A 21,886-nucleotide genomic window follows, 5' to 3' on the forward strand; every position below is an offset into this window, starting at 1 on the left:
CCTATGACCCGGCCGATAATGAACCGGGAGCGCAACAACTTGTCCGCCGATCTGCCAGCACCGGGCCAACTGGCCCGCTCGATCGATCTCGACACCCGCCTGCGGGCTTTCGACTTTGACGGCACGCTTTCGACCGCGTCGCGAGAGGTGTGGGACGTGCTGGAACCCGAGGTGCGCCAGATCGCCGAGGCGTATTGGGAACATGGCCGGCGGTGCTTCCACGAGGAGAAATCCTGGGTCGAACAGGACGCCGCCAGGATGATCGATCTAGGCTGTGCGTTCTTGCAGGATCGTTTCCTGCGTACCGACCAACGGGCGTGGGTCGAATCGATCGAGCGATCGGTGGCTGCCGCCTATCAGAGGCAGGTCTCACCGCTGGCGTTGCTGTCGATGATCAGCGCAAGCGATCGCGCGGCGCTGCGCGTCCTGATGGCGCGGTGCGAACCAGCGGACCCGCGCCTGCCGGTCATGATCGACACGCTGATGCGGCTGTCGGCGCTGGAAGGGGAGATCACCGTCGCGCTGTACGGCGACTATCGCAAGCACAGCTCGCAGACTGCACGCGATCGCCTGGCGGCGGATTTCCGGGGGGGAATCGCGACGACGGTCGGCGATGCGACGGCCGAGGGGGCGACGCTGCGCGACCAGGCATCCACCGCCTCCCGGTCGGCGCGAGGCGTTCTGGGGAAGGCGAGCGAGGTGGCGGCGGCGGCCGAACAATCCGCGCTGGCGATGCGCGATGCAGCCTCCACGGCCGCGGGGCTGATCCGCGCGATCGGCGATGCACGAAGCGAGGTGGAGGCGGCGGCGGATATCGCGACGCGGGCGGCGGTCCAGGCCGACGAGGCGGTCGGCGTGACGGAGATGCTGAATGACCATGCCAAGTCGATCGAGTCGATCCTTGGCCTGATCCGCGACATTGCTGGGCAGACCAACCTGCTTGCGTTGAACGCAACCATCGAGGCGGCACGCGCGGGGGACGCGGGGCGCGGCTTTGCCGTGGTGGCGCAGGAGGTGAAGAGCCTGGCCAGCCAGACGGCGCGCGCCACGGACGATATCGCCGCGAAGATCACCGCGATCCAGACCGCCACTCAGGTGACCGTGAACGCCAATGTCGGCATTCGCGCGACCGTCGACGAGGTGCAGGTGTCCGCGACGCGCATTCGCGACGCGATGGAGGCGCAGGCGCATACTGTGACGGCAATCACTGCGGCGGTCGACGAAACGGCGCTCGCGGCGGATTCCATGTCCAGCACGATCGCAGCGATCCATTCGGACACCGAAGCGGTCGCAGGTGAGATCGACTCGCTTGGCGCCGGGTTCGACCGACTGGCGGGGCGCCTGGTCCTGCTCAATCGAAGCGCCGGTGACTTTGCCGAGCGCGTGGCGGCCTGACGATAGGGCAGGATGGACGATGCCCCGGCGGAGACACGGGGCACGCGAGATAATCAAGGGGAGGAACCACGATGCCGATCTGGGACAGTGTGGCCCGTTCGATCGCGGCGCAGGTTCGCGAATATGACTGGGATGGCACCATTGGTGCCGCGGCGGCGGACATCGACGCTCTGCTGACCGCTGCCGATTGCGAGGATATCGCCCACGCATTCTGGCAGCAGTACCGGAGCCTTCCGGCGACGAAGAAGATGCTGGAGGGGATCGAGGACGTCTGGCTGCAGCGCCAGCTGGCGCGGAGCGCACGCTACATGCGGATGAAATATTCTGCGCCGTTCGATGAGCAATGGGGGCGGTCGGCCACCAAACATGCGGAGATGACGCGCGAAACGGGCGTGCCGCTGGCGGCGCTGCTTTCCGCGCTGGCCTTTGCCCATGCCCGGACGCTGGCGATCCTGGAGACTCGCGTTGACGGGGACGTGGCGCGGATGCGGCGCTTGTCCGATGTTGTTCAGCGACTGGCGCTGATCGAGGCGGATGTCATGGCGGCGCATCTTGGCCGTAGCGAGCGGGCGCAGGTGGCGGAGGAACGCGCCGCCCATGCTGCGGCCTTTCGCCTGCATATCGCCGATGCGATCGAGGGGGCGGCGGTACTAGGAGAACGCGTGCGTGCGCAGGCGGCGAGCGCCACACAGTCGGTCGGATCGATGGTCGGGCGCGGCGCCGAAGTGGCGGCTGCGGCCGGCGAGTCGGCGCTTGCCATGCGCGATGCGGCCTCGACCGCAGCGGGGCTGATCCTGGCGATCGAGGATGCGCGCGGCGAAGTGGAGGCGGCAGCCGACATTGCCTCGCAGGCGGCCGCGCAGGCGGACCGGGCGGTCACGGTCAGCGAGGCGCTGAGCGCCCATGCCAAGTCGATCGAGTCCATCCTGGCGTTGATCCGCACCATTGCGGGGCAGACCAACCTGCTGGCGCTGAATGCCACGATCGAGGCGGCGCGGGCGGGGGATGCCGGGCGTGGCTTTGCCGTGGTGGCGCAGGAGGTGAAGAGCCTGGCTAGCCAGACCGCGCGGGCCACCGACGATATCGCGGCGCAGATCGGCGCGATCCAGGCCGCAACTCAGGTCACGGTAGAATCGAGCGCCAGCGTCCGCGCGACCATCGATGACGTGAAAACGTCGGCCACCAGGATCCGGCGGGCGATGGAGGCGCAGGCGCAGACCGTGACCGCGATTACCGCTGCCGTCGACGAGACCGCGCTGGCGGCGGACGCAACCGCGGGCAACATGACCGCGATTATGCGCGAGGGGGCGGGCCTGGCACGCGACGTCGATACGCTGGGCACCGAATTCGCGGCGATCGATGATCGGCTTGCCTCGCTGCGCAGCGCGGCGGAGGAATTCAGCGCGAAAGTTGCCTGACGGTCGTTTCGGTCAACGAGGCGGTGCCGGGATGACGGGCTGCTTGCCAGCTTCTATGGACGCGGCATGACCAATGTTCTTCTTACGGGTGCTTCGCGCGGCATCGGGGCTGCTGCCCGCAGCGCATTGTCCGGCAGCGCGACGGTTCTGGGGCAGGCGACGCGCGACGCGGACGGCCTGATTGCCGCCGATCTGGACACGCCGGGTGCTGCCGCAGCCTTGTGGGCGGAAACGATCGAGCGTCTGGGGCATGTCGATGTGCTCATCAACAATGCTGGCGTGTTCGCGGCCAATCCACTCGACAGCGCGGATGACGAATGGCTTGCCGGGTGGGAACGCACGATGCGCATCAACCTGACCGGCGCGGCGCAATTGTGCCGCCTCGCGGTGCGCCACTGGCAGGAGCGCGGTGTCGGCGGGCGGATCGTCAATGTCGCCAGTCGGGCCGCCTATCGCGGCGACAGCCCGGCGCACTGGCATTATGCCGCGTCAAAGGCCGGCATGGTGGCGATGACGAAGACGATCGCGCGCGCCTATGCAAAGGACGGCATCCTGGCGTTCGCCATCTGCCCCGGCTTTACCATGACGGGCATGGCGGATGATTATCTCGCCAGCCGCGGGGGCGACAAATTGCTGGCCGACATTCCGCTCGGCCGGGTCGCCATGCCTGATGAAGTGGGCGAGATGATCCGCTGGCTCGCGCTTGATGCGCCCGAGTCGATGACGGGCGCGGTTCTGGACGTAAACGGGGCCAGCTATGTCCGCTGAGAAGGCAAATGCGTCCATGAGCGGCGCGGTGGACAGCTGGCGCGTGTCGTTGCCATGCACGCGCGCGGAAGCCGAGGCGATCGACGCGGCGGATGACCTCGCGATCGACGCCGTTCTGATGACCACCGAGGAGGTGGAGGACGATCGCGAGCGGTGGCGGCTGGACGCTTATATGGAGCGCGAGCCGGACGCGGCGGCGCTGGCGGCGATTTGCGCGCTCGTGCCCAGCGCGTCGGGCACGGCGCCAACCGTCACTGCCCTCGCCGAACAGGATTGGGTGGCGCTGTCGCAGGAGGGGCTGGAGCCGATCCGCGAAGGACGGTTCGTCGTCCATACCAGCGCGCATCCCACGGCGGCGCCGGAGGGAGGATGCGCGCTGCTGATCGACGCTGGCCGCGCCTTCGGCACGGGGCACCATGCGACGACCAGCGGCTGCCTCGCGATGCTCGACGGGCTGGCGGAGAGGAGCTTCGCACGGATCATCGACGTGGGCACGGGTACCGGCGTGCTGGCCTTTGCCGCTGCTTTCCTGTGGCCGGACGCGACGATCGTCGCGACGGACATCGATCCGGCGGCGGTCGAGGTGACGCGTGCCAACGCCGCCGCGAACGGGATCGCGGATCTGGAACTGCTGGTAGCAGACGGCGCGCTGCACGACGCGATCACGGAACGCGGGCCGTATGACCTCGTGATCGCCAATATCCTGGCCGGGCCGCTGGTTTCGATGGCGCCGGAACTTGCGGCTATTGCGGCACCGGGAGCAGCCATCGTCCTCGCCGGGTTGCTGGAAACTCAGCGCGGGCAGGTCATCGAGGCCTTTGCCGCGTGCGGTTGTACGCTGGAGGCGGTCGACCGGCGGGGGGACTGGACGATCCTGCGGCTGGCCGCTGGCGCCACGCGCTTCGTCCCCGCAACGCCGCCCGATCCCAAGGGACGGGACGGCTGGGCGCTGGACCTCTGACCGTCCTCGGTCTTGCGTGAAGATGCGGACGGGTCAGCCCGTCCGCATCGTTCCGTGCTCCATGAACCGCTGGTGCCATGACAGCGCCTCGCCCGGCAGCGAGGGGGCATGGCGGCCGTAGGCGCCGCGTAGCGCGCGCTCATAATAATCGCGCAGGCCGTCGCGATAATCGGGATGGGCGCAGCGTTCGATCACCAGCGCCGCGCGCTGCTTGGGCGGCAGGCCGCGCAGGTCGGCCAGGCCCTGCTCGGTCACGAGTACCGCGACATCCTGCATGATGTGATCGACGTGCGAGACCTGCGGTACGATAGCGGAGATCGCGCCGCCCTTCGCCGTCGAGGGCGTCATGAAGATCGAGATGAAGGCATTGCGCGCAAAGTCGCCGGAGCCGCCAATGCCGTTCTGGATGCGCGATCCCATCACACAGGTGGAATTGACGTTGCCGTAGATGTCCGCCTCGATCAGCCCGTTCATTGCCAGGCAGCCGAGACGACGGATCAGTTCAGGGTGATTGCTGATCTCCTGCGGACGCAGGATCATCTTGCTGCGATACCGCACCATCTCATCGTTGATCCGCTTCGCCGCGTCCGGGCTCAGCGAGAAGGCGGTCGCCGAAGCCATGCGCAAGCGACCCGCGTCCATCAGGTCCAGCATGCCGTCCTGGATCACTTCGGTGTAGGCGGTCAGATCGTGGAACGGACCGTCCACCAGGCCGGTCAGGACAGCATTGGCAATGTTGCCGACGCCGGACTGGATCGGCAGCAAGGATGACGGCAGGCGTCCCTTGGTCACTTCATGCGCGAGGAACTCCAGCAGATGCTCCGCGATCGCCTTTGCCGAGGCGTCGGGCGGCGCGAAGGGGAGGTTGCGGTCGGGTGCGTCGGTCTCCACCACGGCCACGACCTTGTCCGGGTCGCAGCGCAGGTAAGGGTCGCCGATGCGGTGGTCCGGGCGCAGCAGCGGGATCGGCACGCGGTTGGGCGGCAGCGCGGTGCCGTAATAGATGTCGTGCATCCCCTCCAGCGCCGGGTTCTGCCAGCGGTTGACCTCAAGGATCACCGACTTGGCGCGATCGAGCCACGTCTTGTTGTTGCCGACCGAGGACGAAGGGACGACGCTGCCGTCGGCGCGGATCGCCGTCACCTCGACGACCGCCACGTCGAGTTGACCCAGAAACCCCTGCCAGGCCATCGGCGCCACCTGGCTCAGGTGCATGTCGAGATAGTCCATCTCGCCGCGATTGATGCGTTCGCGCGCGATCGGATCCGAATTGTACGGCAGGCGAAGCTCGATCCCGTCGGCCTCTGCCAGCGCGCCATCCAGTTCGGGCCCAGTGGACGCGCCGGTCCACACCTTCACCCGCATCGGTCGCCCGGCGGCGTGTTCGGCAGAGATCCGCTTGGCGAGCGCGGTCGGCACTGCTTTTGGATAGCCGGAACCGGTGAAGCCGCTCATGCCGACGGTGTCGCCCGCCTGTATGAACATCGCAGCGTCCTCCGCGGACATCACGCGGCTGCGCAAGGTGGGGTTGGCAATACGATCGGTCACGTCTGGCTCCTCTCCGACCCCTCACGCGGGCCGTGCTGCCCTCATCATCTTAACGTTTGCGATAAACAATAGGTGCTTTCCGTGCAGCGCTTGCACTATATTCGTTCAAATGACTGACCTGGTGCGCACACTTCGCCTATTCCTGAACCTGCGTGACCAAGGCAGCTTTTCGGTCGTCGCCCGACAACAACGATTGAGCCACACGACGGTGGCACGGGCGATCGACGAACTGGAGGAGCGATTCGGCGTGCGGTTGTTTCACCGTTCGACCCGGCGGCTGCGCCTGACGCATGACGGCGAGCGGCTGGCCGAGCATGCGGCGCGGATCCTTGAGGATGTGGCCGCGGCGGAAGCCGATCTTGCCGGTGTCGTCGCGGCACAAGGGTTGGTACGTCTTGGTGTGACGACCGCGCTCGGCCTGCATTATGCGAGCAAGCTTGTCCGGCTGCGTGAAGCTCATCCGGGGCTGACGATCGAATTGATGGTGGCTGACTGGCGGGAGATGGCGGGCAATGAAGCGCTCGATCTCTGGCTGCGCGTCGGCGATGAGCCCGGCGCGAATCGGCTGGGAGACGTGCCGCGCATGCTGGTTGCGGCGCCGGCGTATCTCGCGCCGCGCGGCAATCCAGAGGCGGCGGGCGATCTCGCCGCACACGATTGCCTCACCTATGGCTATGCGGCGCGGCCGGGCGGGTGGCCGATCGACGGCGCGACAGTTCGGCCGCGCGCCTGGCTGCGCGCGAACAGCAGCGAAGCGGTGCATCGGGCGGCGCTAAGCGGCCTCGGCATCGCGTTGCTGCCACACCTGCAGGTGGCTGAGGACCTTGCGGCGGGGCGGTTGGTGCCCGTGTTGCCGCAAGCAGTCATTCCGGCGATCCCGATCACGCTCATGACGGCGGCGCCGGCCGATCGCCTGCCGATCCGGGTGAAGGTGGTCGCCGATTTCCTGGCTGACTATTTTCCGGATGCGCGAGAGCGGGCGTAATCCTGCGTGCCGCGGGTGATCACTTCGTCGTCGCTGATGATCTGCGCGACGGGAATGTCCGGCTGTTCGCGCAGGCTGTCGTAGAGCGGTGCGAAATCGGTCTCGACGGTGACGCGCAGCAGTTCGTCAAAGCTGGGGATGACGAAGTAATTCTGCTGGAAATCGTCGATGCGATAGTCGGTGCGCATGACGCGTGCGAGATCGAAGCGCAGCCGATGCGGCGACGGATCATCGAGCGCGAAGCGACTTTCGGCATAGCTGGAGACAATGCCCGAGCCGTAGATCCGCAGCCCGTCCGGTTCCGCGATCAGGCCGAATTCGACCGTGTACCAGTACAGGCGCCCGAGATATTTCAGCGCGTCGTGCTGCATCGCCCGCTGACCGCCGCGACCATAGGCCGCGAGATAATCCGCGAATACCGGGTCCGCGAGCATCGGGACGTGGCCGAACACGTCGTGGAACACGTCGGGTTCCTGCAGATAATCCAGCTGATCCGGGCGGCGGATGAAATTGCCGGCGACGAAGCGGCGGTTGGCCATGTGATCGAAGAAAATCTCGTCCGGAACCAGGCCGGGCACGGCCACGACCTGCCAGCCGGTGAGCTTCATCAGCCGTTCGGACAGTTCCTCGAAATCGGGGATGCCGGGCTTCGAGAGTTTCAGGACATCCAGCCCGCGCAGCCATGCGTCCGACGCGCGGCCGGGCAGCAGCTTCGACTGGCGCGCGAAGAGCGTGTCCCAGGTGGCATGTTCCTCCGGCGTGTAGTGCGACCAGTTCTGCGGGACGGTCCAGTCCGAAGCAGCGCCCGGCGGTGGGGAGAGCACGGTGGAATGATCAGCCATTGGATCGACATAGCACAGGCCAGTCAGCCTGCAAGATGGTTACATATGTAACCACCGCCCGGTTCGGTGGCAGTGGCACCGTTTCGGTGCCACTGCCACCGTTTCCCTGCGCATCGCTGCCAGGCGGCGGTGTTACTCCGCCGCGACCCCGGCGCGGGAGAACATGTCGCCCTCCAGCGCCAGATCCTCGTTCGCCGCCGGCACGGACTTCGCCTTCTGCCGCTTGTCGAACGAATCCCAGACGTCGCTCCACTGGCCCTTGGTCGCTGCCTTGGAATATTCGGTCGCGCGGGTTTCGAAGAAGTTCGCATGCTCGACGCCGTTCAGCAGTGGGGTGAGCCAGGGGATAGGGTGTTCGTCGATCATGTAGATCGGCTTCAGCCCGAGCTGTCCCAGCCGCCAGTCGGCGATGTAGCGAATGTACTTCTTGATATCCTTGGCGGTCATGCCGTTCACCGGGCCCATCTCGAACGCGAGATCGATGAACGCATCCTCCAGCCGGATCGTCGTCTGGCACTGATCGGCGATATCGTCCTTCACCGCCTTGGTCAGGCAGTTGCGCTCCTTCACGAAGGCGTGGAACAGCTTGATGATGCCTTCGCAGTGGAGGCTTTCATCGCGCACCGACCAGCTGACGATCTGCCCCATGCCCTTCATCTTGTTGAAGCGCGGGAAGTTCATCAGCATCGCGAAGCTGGCGAAGAGCTGCACGCCCTCGGTGAAGCCGCCGAACATCGCCAGCGTGCGCGCAATATCCTCGTCATTGTCGACGCCGAACTGCTGCAGATAGTCGTGCTTGTCCTTCAGCTCGGCATATTCGAGGAAGGCGCCATATTCGCTTTCCGGCATGCCGATCGTGTCGAGCAGGTGGCTGTACGCCGCGATATGCACCGTCTCCATGTTGCTGAACGCGGTCAGCATCATCTTGACCTCGGTCGGCTTGAACACGCGGCCGTACTTTTCGTGGTAGCAATCCTGCACCTCGACGTCCGCCTGGGTGAAGAAGCGGAAGATCTGGGTCAGCAGGTTGCGTTCGTGATCGGTCAGCTTCTGCGCCCAGTCACGACAATCCTCCCCCAGCGGCACTTCCTCAGGCAGCCAGTGGAGCTGCTGCTGACGCTTCCAGTACTCGAACGCCCAGGGGTATTCGAATGGCTTGTACTGCTTGGAGGCTTGGAGGAGGGGCATGGGTTACTCCGACCGGAAATTGTGAAAGTTCATAAAGATTGCGCGTGTGAGGGATAGATGGGGGGTCATGCCTCCATGCTCCACTGCCACATGGCGGTGGCGCTCATCGCGAGGACGGCGGCGCCAGCGAGGGCCATGATGCCGACCATGCGGAAGGCATAGACCTGACCGGCGGTGCGCGGACGGGCGAGGGCGACCAGCAGCGCCGTGCCGACGATCGCGAGCGCCAGCGCGACCGCATACATGACGGGGACCTGCCAGTTCATCGCCGCACCCGGCGGGTGACATGGACGGTGCGGGTGCTGCGCGCGCCGACGCCGAGGAACACGATGCCGACGAAATAGCCGAAATCATACCAGCCGCCATTGTTGGGCACGGCATAGATGGCGACGTCCGGCATGAACAGGCTGAGCACCCAAGCGGCCGGGAAGATGAAGCCGTGCCACAGGCCGAGCAGGAAGCCGGGCGTATCGGGCGTGTGCGCCACCGTGGACGGGACCTGCGTGGCGCAGCCCGCCAGGAGCAGGGCGAGCGCGACAAGGGACCAGCGCGCGATCATGCCGCCACCCGCGCGATGCATCCAAAGCGGCGATGTGTCGTTGTGTTGCCGACCCCAAGAGGAGATCCACGATGCACGATCACAGCAACATCAAGGAGCATATGAAGGTCATCGGCGCGGACGGCGTTCACGTCGGTACGGTGGATCACGTCGACGGTGAGCGGATCAAGCTGACCAAGCAGGACAGCCCGGCCACGCAGGACGGGACCGGCGCCAAGCACCACTATCTGCCGGCGGGCCTGGTGGCGGCGATCGAAGGCGACACGGTTCGCCTGTCGGCGACCGCGCAGAACGCCGTGGACATGTTCGAAGAAGCGGAATGACGCTGTTCCCGCGCCACGGCGCGGGGCAAGCCGGGCGCTGCCCCCGCGAGACGTAGCGCCAGACGGGCGAGCGACGGCATGAAGAGGGGCGGTTCCGGGAGGCCGGAGGCGCCCCTTTCGATCGCTTATCGTACGATCATCATGACCCGTGAAGGGCCGCGCTGCGACGCGTTGCAAAGCTGCCCTCCGGCCCATGATCTGATCCATCCGCCGCACGCCTCTTGCCGAACCGGTACCGCGACTCTCATGATCCGTGAGCGAGCCCCGGATCGGACGGACTTGATACCGTTCTTCGCCCCGCAGTGCCACGGCTAAAATGCAATATCTGGTAATTGGCGCATCCTTGACGCCCCACATCTAGACACGGAGGCGCCGGGCGCCGCGTTGCGCCAAGCCGCCTGCCGATTCGTGATGTTCGCATAATGTTCCATGGGCGCTTCCTTGGGTCAAGCCGGCGCGCGTGCGCCTGCGTTGATCCCATCAGCGATGCCACGGCGTACGGGCCCTCGACGGCGGCTATCAAGGAACCGCTAGCATTAGCTTCGATTGCCATGATCGCATCTACACGTTCAGCTTCGAGAGCAAGAAGGCTGAGACCGTGCGGAAGCTGGTGATAGCGCTCGGAGGTGTCGCATGAGCGGGATGACCCTCAACGATTGTTGATTGGAAGCCATTGACGCGAGCAAGGAACACAACCGCGTCGCCTTCCCCGAAAGCTGTCCCAACAAGTCGATCAACAAGGGTAGTAAGACCACATACGCCGACTGATGTGACAAGCATGGCCTTCGCGTGGAAAGAGGGTCCGAAGAAGTGATTTCGTATCTGCGCCGCCGCTTATCGACAGTCTCCTTGTCGACTTCAGCGTGCGCCCTGTAGGGTATGCACCATGCCGGCAGCACGCCGCGCTTAAAACGGCGCGTATCTGGCGGCCAAAACGGCGGCTACAATAAGGGCAGGTAATCGGTAGGTTATCAGAGCCGTGAGGCCCATCCAGGGATGCCCCGACGAGGTGAATAGCTTCACCGTCTCTGTTTCACGCGATCGGGTGAACCGGTGTCTGAGGTCGGGATATTGGCGCATCGTGATAATATACAGGCAAACACCATCCCCGACCAAACAATGTCAGCGGCCACTTCCAGCCGCCACCCACAACGAAGCCCCGAAAGCCGTCATCCGGCCACGGGGCTTTCCTTTGCTGCGCCTTCACATAGATCTAAGTCAGCGACGGTAGATCATCCCTGTCCGACAATTTGTGCTGCGCCCATTCGATAATCCAGATGGCGGACCATAAGAGCGATGCGCGCGACGGTCGTTTCGCGACGCGCGAGACCCATGGGGCGCTCGGCGGCGGCTACCAAAGGGTTGCTACCGTCATGATCGGCCAGAGGGTGGGGCTAAGCCGCGGCGACTGCCGCGCATAGCGGGAGTGCGAGCATATCCCCCGGCAGCGCCTGCGGCATGAGGCGAACACGCGCGACTGCCGCCCCGGGCGCTGCGGTCCAGCCGAGGATCATTCACGGTGATGGGCGGAACGTGGTCGCGCCAGCGCAGGAGCGGGCCCGACGGATGGGTCAGGCCCGCTTGCGGTTGTCAGTCGGCGTCAGCGGCGAGCAATTTGTCGATCGTGATCGGGAGCGAGCGGATGCGCTTGCCGGTGGCGTGATAGATGGCGTTGGCGATTGCCGCGGCGGTGCCGACGATGCCGATTTCGCCAAGCCCCTTCACGCCGAGCGGCGTCACCTCGGGATCGGGTTCGTCGACGAAGATCACGTCAATGTCATGGACGTCGGCATGGGCGGGCACGTGATATTCGGCGAGATTGTGGTTCATCCACCGGCCGAGCTGGCGGTCGGCGAAGGTTTCCTCATGCAGCGCCATGCCGATCGCCATGACGACGCCGCCCAGGATCTGGCTGCGCGCGGTCTTGGGATTGATGATGCGCCCGGCCGCGACGGCGTTGACGACGCGGGTGACGCGGACCTGGTCGAGTTCCTCGTCCACGCGCACCTCGCAGAAGATCGCGCTGTGCGTGTTGCGTGACTTGCGCGCCATGGAGATCATGTCGCCGACGCCCGGAGTCGCGGTTTCCTCGACCTCGATCGAGGGGAGGCCAGCGGCGCGCATGATCTCCGTAAAGGGCATGGCGGCGCTGCCGTCGCGCAGGCGAAGCTCGCCATCGGCGCAGATCACGTCATCGAAGGAGGCGTTGGCGAAGGGGCTGTCCTTCAGCTTGTGCGCCGCCTTGAACAATTGCTTTGCCACCGCCTCGCACGCCAGCTGGACGGCGGCACCGGTCGAGGCCGCCGCCCACGAGCCGCCCTGGACCGGGGCGGTCGGCAGGTCGCTGTCGCCGAGCCGGGCGGTGATCCGCTCGGGCGGCAGGCCCAGCGTGTCGGCGGCGACCTGCGCCATGACGGTATAGGTGCCGGTGCCGATGTCCGACGTGGCGCTTGCGACCTCGAGATCGCCGTTGGCGCTCAGTTTTGCCGAGGCGGCGGTCTTGGAGAATTGCGCGTCCCACATGCCGGTCGCGACGCCCCAGCCGATCAGTTCGCGCCCGTCGCGCATCGAGCGGGGCTCTGGCGACCGGCGTTCCCAGCCGAACCGTGCCGCGCCCTCGCGATAGGCCTCGCGCAGCGCCTTCGAGGTGAAGGGCGTGCGGTTCATGTTGTCGATGTCGGAATAGTTGAGGAGGCGGAATTCGAGCGGATCAACCTTCGCGCGATAGGCCATTTCGTCCACCGCGATCTCGAACAGGGTCATGCCGGTCGCCGCGCCCGGCGCGCGCATGTCGGCCGAGGTATAGGTGTCGCGCGGGGCGATGGTATATTCGCCGTGGATGTTGGGGCTGGCGTAGTTCATCATGCCCCAGGTCACGATATCCTCCATGTTGCTTTCAAAGCGCGAGGTGGAGGTGGTGGCGTCGCCGAGCACGGCGCTGAGCTTGCCATCGGTATCGGTGCCAAGCCGGATCGAATAGGTGCATTCGGGGCGATGCGCGTGGGTGAACATCTGCGCGCGCGTCATGACCACGCGAACCGATCGTTCGAGGTGGATCGCGGCCATGGTGGCGAGCTGCACCTGCCATTGCGGGCGCAGGCCGGAGCCGAAGCCGCCGCCGACATAAGCGTTGACGACGCGGACGTTCTTCTTGCCGAGGCCAAAGGCGCTGGCGAGATAGGCCTGGACGCCCTGCGAGCCTTGCGTCTTGTCATAGACGGTGATCGTGCCGTCACCGTGCCATTCGACCGTCGAGGCGTGCATCTCCATCGGATTGTGATGCTCGGTCGCGAGATGATAGGTCGCGGCGTGCTTCAGCGGGGCGGCATCATAGGCGGCCTGCGCGTCGCCATGGTTCTTGGGCGGGTGGAAGGAATTGCGCCGGCGCAGCGGGAGCGGGAGGAATTTCTCCGCCAGCGAGGCCTCGAAATCCACGTTGTGCGCCTGTTCCTCATAGGAGACGTCGACGAGGCTGGCGGCATATCGCGCCGCCTCGAAGCTTTCCGCGATGACCACGGCGATCGGCTGGCCGGCGAAGAGGATTTCGGCATCGTGCAGCGCCTTGAACGGGTCGCCCGGAATGGCGAGTTCATCCTTCCAGTTGCGGTCGAGCCATGCCTGTCTGGGGCGGTTTTTGTGGGTGATGATGTCGACCACGCCGGGGACGGCGCGTGCCGCCTCCTCGTCGATCGCGGTGATCCGCCCCTTGGCGATGCGCGACGAGACGGCAACGCCGTAGAGCAGGCCGGGGACGTGATATTCGGCGGCATATTTGGCCGCGCCGGTCACCTTGGCGAGGCCGTCGACGCGCGACAGGGCGGTGCCGATGCCGACCGGAGCGGCGGGAGCGGGGGATGCGTTGCTGGTCATCGTATCGGCTCCTCAGGCAATGCGCTTGTCGATCTGCGACTGCGGCGTGCCGGCCGCCGCCTGGGCGAGCGCGCGCATGATCGCGCGGCGGGCGAGATCGATCTTGAAGTCATTGTCGCCTTGGCCGCGGGCGCCGGCGAGCAATGCGCGGGCGGCGGTGTCGAACGCCTTTTCGCCCGGCGGCTCATTGCGGATCGCCTCTTCCGCCTCGCGCCGGCGCCACGGCTTGTGCGCGACGCCGCCGAGCGCGATGCGCACGTCGCCGATGCGGCCATTGTCCTCTAGCCGCATCGCCACCGCGACCGAGACGAGCGCAAAGGCGTAGGACAGGCGATCGCGCAGCTTGAGGTAGGTGTAATTGTGCGTGAAGCGCTCGGCCGGAAGGTCGATCGCAGTTACCAGTTCGCCGGGGCGTAGCGTGTTGTCGCGCCACGGCTCATCGTCGGGCAGGCGGTGGTAGTCGGCGAAGAGGATGGTGCGGCTGCCGTCGGGGCCGGTCACCTGTACCTGCGCCTCCAGCGCGGCGAGCGCGACGCACATGTCGGAGGGGTGGGTGGCGATACACTGCGGGCTGGCGCCGAGGATCGCGTGGATCCGGTTCACCCCGCCAATCGCGCCGCAGCCCTCGCCGGGGTTGCGCTTGTTGCAGGGCGTGTCGACGTCGTAGAAATAATAGCAGCGGGTGCGCTGGTTGAGGTTGCCGCCGTTGGTGGCGGCGTTGCGCAACTGCGGCGAGGCGCCGGCGAGGATCGCGGAGGACAGCAGGGGATAATGCTGCCGCACGCGCAGGTCGTAGGCGGTGTCGGCATTGGTGACGAGCGCGCCGAGGCGCAGGCCGCCGTCCTCCCGTTCCTCGATCTGATCCAGCGGCAGGCGATTGATGTCGATGACGTGGAGCGGCCGAGCGACATTCTCCTTCATCAGATCGACGAGGTTGGTGCCGCCGGCGAGGAACGCGGCGTGCTGGTCCCCCGCGGCGCGCACCGCCTCCGCGACCGCCGTGGGCCGGGCATAGTCGAAGCGGATCATGCCTGCTTCTCCTGCCCGAGCACGTCGAGCACCGCGTCGGCGATGTTGGTGTAGGCGCCGCAGCGGCAGATGTTGCCGCTCATCAACTCGCGCACATCGTCGCGGCTGCGCGCCTGCCCTTCGTTGATGAGGCCCTGCGCCGAACAGATCTGGCCCGGGGTGCAATAGCCGCACTGAAAGGCGTCCCGCTCGATAAAGGCGGCCTGCAGAGGGTGGAGGTCGTCGGCGCTGCCCATGCCCTCGATCGTGGTGATCTCGCTGCCGTCGAGGGTGACGGCGAGCTTGAGGCAGGAATTGATCCGTTTGCCGTCGACCAGCATGGTGCAGGCGCCGCACTGGCCGTGATCGCAGCCCTTCTTGGAGCCGGTCAGGGCGAGCGTTTCGCGCATCAGATCGAGCAGCGTCGTCCAGGGTTCGACCGCCAGATCATGCGGCGTGCCGTTGATCGTCAGGTGGATCGGGACGGTGCCGATCGGCCGGGCGGCGACCTTTCGGGCGATGGTGCGGTCCAATGTCGCGGTTTGATCCATGGTCGACGCACTCCTCGATCGGGCAAAAGGGGGCGGGCGCCCCCGTCGCAGGGGAGAACCTTTCGTCAGGCATTCGGTTCACGGCCGTCGAAAACGGCGCAGCGCCAGCACGCATGCGGGAGACGGATGCCGGGCGGCGCGTTTGCCGCTCACCACTGCCAAGGAGCGGCGCATGACCGACAAGACCTTCACGTCCGGCGATCACGTGAAATGGGACACGCCGCAGGGCGAGACGCACGGCAAGGTCGTGCGCAAGGAGACATCGACCGCCAAAGCCGGTGGACATGTCGCCAAGGCGACCAAAAAGGACCCGCAATATCGCGTGAAGAGCGACAAGTCGGGCAAGGAAGCGATCCACAAGCCCGAGGAATTGCGCAAGGCGTGAGCCCGGCAGGGCGGGCCGGCGGGGTCAGCCCGGCGGGATCAGCGTCGTGCGCTGCCCCGCGCGGCCGGCTTTGCCTTGGGCCGCGTGATCCAGCGCAACCCGCCGGAGGTGGCGAGGAGCGTGACGCCCAGTGCCGCCTTGTCACGCCGCCCGATCAGCGCGAGGCCGCAGGTGGCAAGCGCGGTGGGGAGAAGACCGGCCTTTCCAACCCGCGCGATGCGCAAGGCGCGATTGGTGCCCTCCGCCGCGAGCAGGCTCTGGCGCATGCCCGGCGCGGGTGGGGCGGCGCGGGCCGGCGTCGCTGCGGCGGGAGGGGGCGCGGGCTGCTGGTGGGCGGCGAGCCCGGGGGCGGATTGCGCCTCCGGCCCCTCGGCCACGGTATCGGCGGCGAACGCGCCGCGGCTGCCGAGCGGCTGTTCCGGGCCAGTGGTGGTGTCGCGCGCCGTCTGGCGTTCAAGCTCGCAATTGAACTCCGCGCCGAGCAGCAAGACATAGGCCGACAGATACAGCCACGTGAGCGTCACCACCGCGGCGCCGAGCGAGCCATAGGTTGCGTCATAGCTGCCGAAATTGGCGACATAGATGCCAAAGCCAAAGGTCATCAGCACCCAGCACAAAGCGGCGAGGACCGAGCCTGGTGTGAGCCAGACCCACCGCGCGTGGCTGCGATTGGGCGCGAAACGATACAGGCTGGCGGCGGCTGCCGAGCCGACCACCGCCATCAGCAAATAGGGTATCAGCCGCGCGAGGAAGGCGAGCGGGCCGGGAAGCTCGGGAAATAGCGTCTCGACAGCCGCCATGGCGGTGATCGAGAAGATGGCGAGCACCGCGACCAGCACGGCGCAGGCAGTGATGCCGAGCGCCACGAGGTTGAGGTGGATGAAGCCGCGTGTCTCCTCCTCATCATAGGCGACGTTGAGCGCGGTGATGATCGCGGTCGCGCCCTTCATGGCGCCGTAAAGCGCGATCGCCAGCGCGATGAGGAGGCCAAAGCCCTTTTTCCCGTCCGACGTGCTGACGATATTGGCAAGCTGCTCGCCGATCAGCCGGGCAGCCTCCGCCGGCATGACCGAGGTAAGCGAGCGGACATTGGCGAGCACAGTGTCGGGGGTCGCGATCAGACCGTAACTGAGCACCACCGCGCCCAGCATCGGCACCATGGCGAGGATGGCGCAGAAGGCGACGCCCGACGCGATCAGGCTGATATTGTCCTGCCCGGATTCCTTCCAGCTGCGCAGCGCAACGTCTTTCCAGCCGCCCGCGGGGATCGCCCAGGGGCGCGTTGCTGCATGTCCGTGATCCTGTCCGGTCGGCTGCCGGTGCCCATCCCCATCGATCGTCGTCATCAATCCCGTCCCTGTGTGTCAGACGAACCGGTTGGACAGGCGAGCGTTCCACAGGCGCGGGGAATTGCCGAGGCGGCATGAGCCATGGCGATCCGGCAGACGGCGTTGATTTTGCAATGCAGCATGACGATAATCGGGCGGCAGACGCACGGTGAAGTGCCCGACGCCTGGCGAAGCCCGGCCAACATCCCCATCGGAGAACAGCATGCAGCCGCCGTCACGGGCCCGCGTGTCCATTGCCATTTGCCATTGCGCCGCGTGCGGGGCCTGAGGATGTCGCGTCCTGCCAATGCCGCCGCCGGGCATCACGTCAACGTTCCCATCGCGTTGCTGGCGCTCGCGATGGGCGGCTTCGCAATCGGCACCACCGAATTCGCCTCGATGAGCCTGCTGCCGCAGCTCGCCGGCGGGCTGGGGATTGACGAGCCGACAGCGGGGCATGTCATCAGCACATATGCGCTGGGCGTTGTCGTCGGTGCGCCGCTGCTGGCGGTGCTGGGCGCGCGCATGGCGCGGCGTACCTTGCTGATCGCGCTGATGAGCTTCTTCGCGCTGGCCAACGGGCTGTCGGCGCTGGCGCCCGACCTTGGCTGGATGCTGGTGTTCCGTTTCCTCAGCGGATTGCCGCATGGCGCCTTTTTCGGGGTCGGCGCGCTGGTCGCTGCCGGCATGGTGCCGCACGAGCGGCGCAGCCAGGCGATATCGCGCATGATGCTGGGGCTGACGCTGGCGACCGTCGCTGGCGTGCCCTTCGCCAATGTCGTCGGTCAGGCGCTCGGCTGGCGCTGGGGCTTCGGCATCGTCGCGCTGCTGGCGGTGGCGACCGCGGTGATGCTGTTCGCCTTTGCGCCGCGCACCCCGGCCGATCGTACGGCCAATCCGATGCGGGAGCTGGGCGCGCTGCGCAACGGGCGGGTGTGGTTGACGCTCGCCACCGGGGCGATCGGCTTTGGCGGGTTGTTCTGCGTCTATACCTACCTTGCCTCCACCATGACCGCGGTCACGGGGGCGCCGGGGCTGATCCCGGTGGCGCTGGCGCTGTTTGGCGTCGGCATGACGCTGGGCACGATCCTGTGCGCCTGGGGCGCGGACCGCGCGCTGATGACCACCGCGGGGCTGACGCTGGCGTTCAGCGCCCTGTCGCTGTCGCTCTATCCGATGGCGGCGCAGCAGAGCTGGTCAATCCTGGGGGTGGTGGTGCTGATCGGCATGGGCGGCGGGCTGGGCAGCGTGCTCCAGACGCGGCTGATGGACGTGGCGGGCGAGGCGCAGATGCTGGCCGCCGCGCTCAACCACAGCGCGTTCAACGTCGCCAATGCGCTAGGGCCATGGCTGGGCGGGATGGCGATCAGCGCGGGGCTTGGCTGGACCTCGACCGGGTGGGTCGGGATGGTGCTGGCGCTGGGCGGGCTGGCGATCTGGGCGGTGTCGCTGCTGCTCGACCGGCGGCGGCCGACGCGCGCCGCCGCCGCCTGATCGCCGGACCGGCCGCCTCGCCAGCGGTCAGGCGAGCAGGGCCGCCAGCCGCTCCAGCCGCTCGGCCGCATCCTCATGCGGCTCCTTGAGGAGGAGGCGGCCATCCTTTTCGACAAGGCCGTCGATCTCGCCCAGCGCGGGCGGTGCGTCGCGTCGGGGGGTGAGGGCGATGGCGGCTGGGCCAGCGTCGATCCGGGCGATGCCCAGTGCGCGAGCGCGCTCCCGCACCCGCGCAATCGACAGGAGCAGCGCAGCTTCCTCCGGCAATTCGCCGAAGCGATCCTCCAGCTCCGCCTCGAAGGCGTCGAGATCGGCATCGCTGCGCAGCCGGCCGAGGCGCGCGTAGAGCGAGATGCGCAGATCCTCGTCGGGGATCCACTCGGCAGGCAGGCGGCCGTCGATGCCGAGGCGGAGGTCCGGCGTCCAGCGCTCCACCGTCTCGCCGCGTGCGGTGCGCAGCGCGTCCTCGAGCAACTGCTGATAGAGTTCGACACCGATGAGCCGCATGTGCCCGGCCTGTGTGTCGCCGAGCAGGTCGCCGGCGCCGCGCATGTCGAGATCGCGCGCGCTGATCGCGAAGCCGGCGCCGAGCCGGTCGAACGCCTCCAGCGTGCGCAGCCGCTTCAGCGTGCGCGGGGCGATCGCGTCATCGGCATCGGTGAACAGCAGTACCTGACCGCGGCGATGCCCGCGCCCGACGCGGCCGCGCAACTGGTGAAGCTGCGACAGGCCGAACCGGTCGGCGTGGATGATCGCCATGGTGTTGGCGCGCGGCACGTCCAGCCCTGCCTCGATGATGTTGGTGGCGAGCAGCACGTCGCCGTCGCCATGGCCGAAGCGGACCATCGTGTCGTCGATATCGGCGGCCGGCATCTTGCCATGCGCGTGCAGGATCTCGAGCTCGGGAACGAGCGTGGCGAGCTTCTCCGCGAGCGGGGCCATGTCGGCGATGCGCGGGACCACGACGAAGCTCTGGCCGCCGCGCGCGCGCTCACGCAGCAGGGCGGCGCGCAGCGTTTCGGGCGCGAAGGCGGAGACGGCGGTGCGGATCGGCTGGCGCCGCGCGGGGGGCGTCGCAATGACGGACAATTGCCGCAGGCCGACGAGCGCCGCCTGCAGCGTGCGCGGGATGGGGGTGGCGGACAGCGTCAGCACATGCCCGGCGGATAATGCCTGTAGCTTGTTCTTGTCGGCGGTGCCGAAACGCTGTTCCTCGTCGATAATGACGAGCGCGAGATCCTTGTAGGCGACGCCCTTGCCCGCGACCGCGCCGGTGCCGATGACGATATGGATGCTGCCGTCGGCGAGCCCCGCCTTCACGCGCCGCTTGTCGGCTGCGCTGGTGAGGCGCGACAGGCCGGCGACGACCACGTCGGTTCCCTCGAACCTTGCGGTGAAGCTTTCGAGGTGCTGGCGCGCGAGAACGGTGGTGGGGGCGGCGATCGCCACCTGCTTGCCGGCGAGCGCGGCGAGCGCGGCTGCGCGCAGCGCGACCTCCGTCTTGCCGAAGCCGACGTCGCCGATGACCAGCCGGTCCATCGGGCGGCCGGAGGAAAGGTCGTTGCGTACCGCCTCGATCGCGGCGAGCTGATCCGGCGTTTCCGAAAAGGGGAAGCCGGCGGCGAACCGCTCATAGGCGGCGACGGGGGGATCGAGCACGGGGGCGGTGCGGGTGGCGCGCTCCTCCGCGAGTTCGGTCAGCCCGCGGGCGGTTTCGGCGATGGCGGCGGCAATCTCTCCCCGGCGGTCATGCCAGCTCTTTCCGTCGAGCGTGTCGAGCGTGACGGCGTCGTCCTCCGCGCCGTAGCGCCACAGGCGGTCAGCCTCTGCGACGGGAACGAGGCGGACGGCGTCCTTGGCATAGTTGAGCTTGATCGTGTCGCCGCCGACGCCCTCGCCGGCAGGCAGCGGCTCGATCCCGTTGACGACGCCGATGCCGTGATCCTCATGGATGACGGTGTCGCCGACGCGGATCTCCGCGGTGTGGACGAGCGACAGGTCGACGCGGTGCGCGCTGCCGTCCTCGCGCTCCGCCCGGCTGCCGATCAGGTCGGCCGCGGCGATGGCGAGCACACCGTCGCGGCGGAAACCCTGGTCGGCGGGACCGGTGAGGGTCAGCAGGGTGCCCGGCGCGGCGGCGCCGACACCGGCCCAATCCGCCACCGCCTCGGCCGTCAGCTTCAGCCGCTGTTCGATGCGGCGGGTGAGGAAACGAACGTCCCGCTCGCCACCGATGAGGACGACGCGCTCGCCATCCGCGATGGCCGCCTGCGCGGCGCGGGCGAAAGCGGCGAGCGGCGCGCGCTGTTCGACGAAGCGGGCGGGGGGCTCTCCGGTGCGGTCGAGCGATGCGGTGTCGCGGGCGGCCAGCGCCTTCTGCCAGGCGGCGTCGACGATCATGTCGGCCGGAGCACGGCGGCTGCCGCGCTTGGCGGTGTCGGCGCTGAGCAGCAGCAGGCGGCGGCGACGCTCGTCGGCCGCGGCGGTGACGACGACCAGCGCGCCGGGAAGGTGATCGAGCAGCGTCGTGCGATCGCCGTCGAGCGGCGGCTCCATCACGCGGCCGAGTTCGTGGCGTTCCATTTCGTCGGTGCTGCGCTGGTCCGCCGGGTCGTAGCGGCGGATGCCGGCGATCACGCCGTCGGCGACCTCGATCCTGAGCGGAAGGTCGCTGTCGGCGGGAAAGACATCGAGCACCTGGCCGCGCAGCGCGACTTCGCCAGGCTCGTCGACGCGTTCGTCGGCGACATAGCCGAGCGACAGCAGGTCGTCGTGCAACTGCGCGAGGTCGCATGGCTGACCCACGGCGACGGAAGGGGGCTCGGCGTCGAAGGCGGCAGGCGCCGGATAGGCGCGGGCGAGCGCCTCACCCGACGTGATCAGCGCGATCCGGCCGGGCGCCTCCGCCTCCAGCGCCCGGCGTATGGCACGGAGCGCGGACACGCGCTGCCCGACATTGGCGGGGGAGGCAGGGGCATTGTCGCCGGGGAGCGCGTCACTGCCGGGGCAGAACATGGTGGTCGCATCCGGGACGAGCGCCGCGACCATCCGCGTCAATGCCAGCGCGCGGGTCTCGTCGGCGACGGCGACGATGACGTTCGCGTCAGCCAGAAGCTCCGCCACCGCCGCGCTCGCCTCCGCGATGCTGAGCGTCGGGGCGGGCACGTCGGCGCGCGGAGTCATTACGGCAATCTCCGCTTCGGATCGGGGGCGCATGTCGGGTGGTTGCATCCGCTGTAGTGAGGTTCACCGAACGGGCGGCG

The 21,886-nt window shown here is 67.4% G+C and carries 19 protein-coding genes; 8 read left to right on the plus strand and 11 right to left on the minus strand.

The features are described from left to right. Positions 1-3: 3 nt before the first annotated feature. From ACH0BU_RS05745 to ACH0BU_RS05760, 4 genes are all read left to right on the plus strand, one after another. Positions 4-1,395, plus strand: coding sequence for a methyl-accepting chemotaxis protein (locus tag ACH0BU_RS05745; RefSeq protein ID WP_350026109.1), 1,392 nt, complete (start codon positions 4-6; stop codon positions 1,393-1,395). Between the two features lie 71 nt (positions 1,396-1,466). Next, positions 1,467-2,813 (plus strand): methyl-accepting chemotaxis protein, encoded by a 1,347-nt coding sequence (locus ACH0BU_RS05750; RefSeq protein WP_136451409.1) that lies wholly within the window; start codon positions 1,467-1,469, stop codon positions 2,811-2,813. Between the two features lie 66 nt (positions 2,814-2,879). Then, positions 2,880-3,581, plus strand: coding sequence for an SDR family NAD(P)-dependent oxidoreductase (locus tag ACH0BU_RS05755; RefSeq protein WP_296218802.1), 702 nt, complete (start codon positions 2,880-2,882; stop codon positions 3,579-3,581). A gap of 16 nt (positions 3,582-3,597) precedes the next feature. Continuing rightward, entirely contained in the window at positions 3,598-4,542 is a 945-nt protein-coding gene (locus ACH0BU_RS05760; protein WP_136451407.1) for a 50S ribosomal protein L11 methyltransferase, read from the plus strand. Between the two features lie 33 nt (positions 4,543-4,575). Here the strand turns inward: ACH0BU_RS05760 and scpC are convergent, their stop codons facing one another. Beyond that, on the minus strand, positions 4,576-6,090 hold the full coding sequence (scpC, locus tag ACH0BU_RS05765; protein ID WP_314470496.1) for a succinyl-CoA:acetate CoA-transferase ScpC: 1,515 nt from the start codon (positions 6,088-6,090) through the stop codon (positions 4,576-4,578). Positions 6,091-6,211: 121 nt separating this feature from the next. On the opposite strand from scpC, the gene ACH0BU_RS05770 reads away from it, so the two are divergent. Next, positions 6,212-7,075, plus strand: a complete 864-nt coding sequence (locus tag ACH0BU_RS05770) for a LysR family transcriptional regulator (protein ID WP_296220708.1) — start codon at positions 6,212-6,214, stop codon at positions 7,073-7,075. Here ACH0BU_RS05770 and phhA read toward each other — a convergent pair. From phhA to ACH0BU_RS05790, 4 genes are all read right to left on the minus strand, one after another. After that, positions 7,045-7,917: a phenylalanine 4-monooxygenase gene (gene phhA, locus ACH0BU_RS05775; RefSeq protein WP_046411358.1), complete on the minus strand. Its 873-nt coding sequence runs from the start codon at positions 7,915-7,917 to the stop codon at positions 7,045-7,047. The genes ACH0BU_RS05770 and phhA overlap by 31 nt on opposite strands. A 132-nt stretch (positions 7,918-8,049) precedes the next feature. Next, on the minus strand, positions 8,050-9,105 hold the full coding sequence (locus ACH0BU_RS05780) for a ribonucleotide-diphosphate reductase subunit beta (RefSeq protein ID WP_046411357.1): 1,056 nt from the start codon (positions 9,103-9,105) through the stop codon (positions 8,050-8,052). Between the two features lie 65 nt (positions 9,106-9,170). After that, complete coding sequence (locus ACH0BU_RS05785) at positions 9,171-9,371, minus strand: hypothetical protein (protein ID WP_046411355.1); 201 nt, start codon at positions 9,369-9,371, stop codon at positions 9,171-9,173. Beyond that, a complete protein-coding gene (locus ACH0BU_RS05790; RefSeq protein ID WP_241212518.1) occupies positions 9,368-9,685 on the minus strand; it encodes a hypothetical protein in 318 nt (105 codons plus the stop codon). The genes ACH0BU_RS05785 and ACH0BU_RS05790 overlap by 4 nt, the downstream gene beginning before the upstream one ends. Positions 9,686-9,735: 50 nt before the next feature. Here ACH0BU_RS05790 and ACH0BU_RS05795 point away from each other — a divergent pair, with 50 nt between their 5' ends. Then, positions 9,736-9,987 carry a DUF2171 domain-containing protein gene (locus tag ACH0BU_RS05795; protein WP_046411353.1) on the plus strand — a complete coding sequence of 84 codons (252 nt, stop codon included), beginning with the start codon at positions 9,736-9,738 and terminating at the stop codon, positions 9,985-9,987. Positions 9,988-11,577: 1,590 nt separating this feature from the next. Here the strand turns inward: ACH0BU_RS05795 and ACH0BU_RS05800 are convergent. Genes ACH0BU_RS05800 through ACH0BU_RS05810 form a run of 3 tightly spaced genes read right to left on the minus strand, consistent with a single transcriptional unit; the run spans position 11,578 to position 15,416 of the window. After that, positions 11,578-13,857: a xanthine dehydrogenase family protein molybdopterin-binding subunit gene (locus ACH0BU_RS05800; protein ID WP_296220712.1), complete on the minus strand. Its 2,280-nt coding sequence runs from the start codon at positions 13,855-13,857 to the stop codon at positions 11,578-11,580. A 12-nt stretch (positions 13,858-13,869) separates the two neighbouring features. After that, positions 13,870-14,886 carry an FAD binding domain-containing protein gene (locus ACH0BU_RS05805; RefSeq protein WP_136451403.1) on the minus strand — a complete coding sequence of 339 codons (1,017 nt, stop codon included), beginning with the start codon at positions 14,884-14,886 and terminating at the stop codon, positions 13,870-13,872. Next, on the minus strand, positions 14,883-15,416 hold the full coding sequence (locus ACH0BU_RS05810) for a (2Fe-2S)-binding protein (protein ID WP_296220716.1): 534 nt from the start codon (positions 15,414-15,416) through the stop codon (positions 14,883-14,885). The genes ACH0BU_RS05805 and ACH0BU_RS05810 overlap by 4 nt, the downstream gene beginning before the upstream one ends. 172 nt (positions 15,417-15,588) lie before the next feature. On the opposite strand from ACH0BU_RS05810, the gene ACH0BU_RS05815 reads away from it, so the two are divergent. After that, the gene (locus tag ACH0BU_RS05815) at positions 15,589-15,801 is read left to right on the plus strand and encodes a hypervirulence associated TUDOR domain-containing protein (protein WP_046411946.1); all 213 of its coding nucleotides are present in this window, start codon (positions 15,589-15,591) and stop codon (positions 15,799-15,801) included. A gap of 38 nt (positions 15,802-15,839) precedes the next feature. On the opposite strand, the gene ACH0BU_RS05820 is transcribed toward ACH0BU_RS05815, so the two are convergent. After that, positions 15,840-17,147: a YihY/virulence factor BrkB family protein gene (locus tag ACH0BU_RS05820; protein ID WP_500263857.1), complete on the minus strand. Its 1,308-nt coding sequence runs from the start codon at positions 17,145-17,147 to the stop codon at positions 15,840-15,842. 18 nt (positions 17,148-17,165) lie between these two features. Continuing rightward, complete coding sequence (locus tag ACH0BU_RS05825; protein ID WP_296220720.1) at positions 17,166-17,384, minus strand: hypothetical protein; 219 nt, start codon at positions 17,382-17,384, stop codon at positions 17,166-17,168. A 36-nt stretch (positions 17,385-17,420) separates the two neighbouring features. Here ACH0BU_RS05825 and ACH0BU_RS05830 point away from each other — a divergent pair, with 36 nt between their 5' ends. Next, entirely contained in the window at positions 17,421-18,623 is a 1,203-nt protein-coding gene (locus tag ACH0BU_RS05830; protein WP_296220722.1) for an MFS transporter, read from the plus strand. Between the two features lie 27 nt (positions 18,624-18,650). Here ACH0BU_RS05830 and ACH0BU_RS05835 read toward each other — a convergent pair whose 3' ends face one another. Beyond that, complete coding sequence (locus ACH0BU_RS05835) at positions 18,651-21,806, minus strand: TRCF domain-containing protein (protein ID WP_314470510.1); 3,156 nt, start codon at positions 21,804-21,806, stop codon at positions 18,651-18,653. Between the last annotated feature and the right edge of the window lie 80 nt (positions 21,807-21,886).

The sequence above is a fragment of the Sphingomonas olei genome, from assembly GCF_045369765.1.
Lineage (GTDB): Bacteria > Pseudomonadota > Alphaproteobacteria > Sphingomonadales > Sphingomonadaceae > Sphingomonas > Sphingomonas panaciterrae.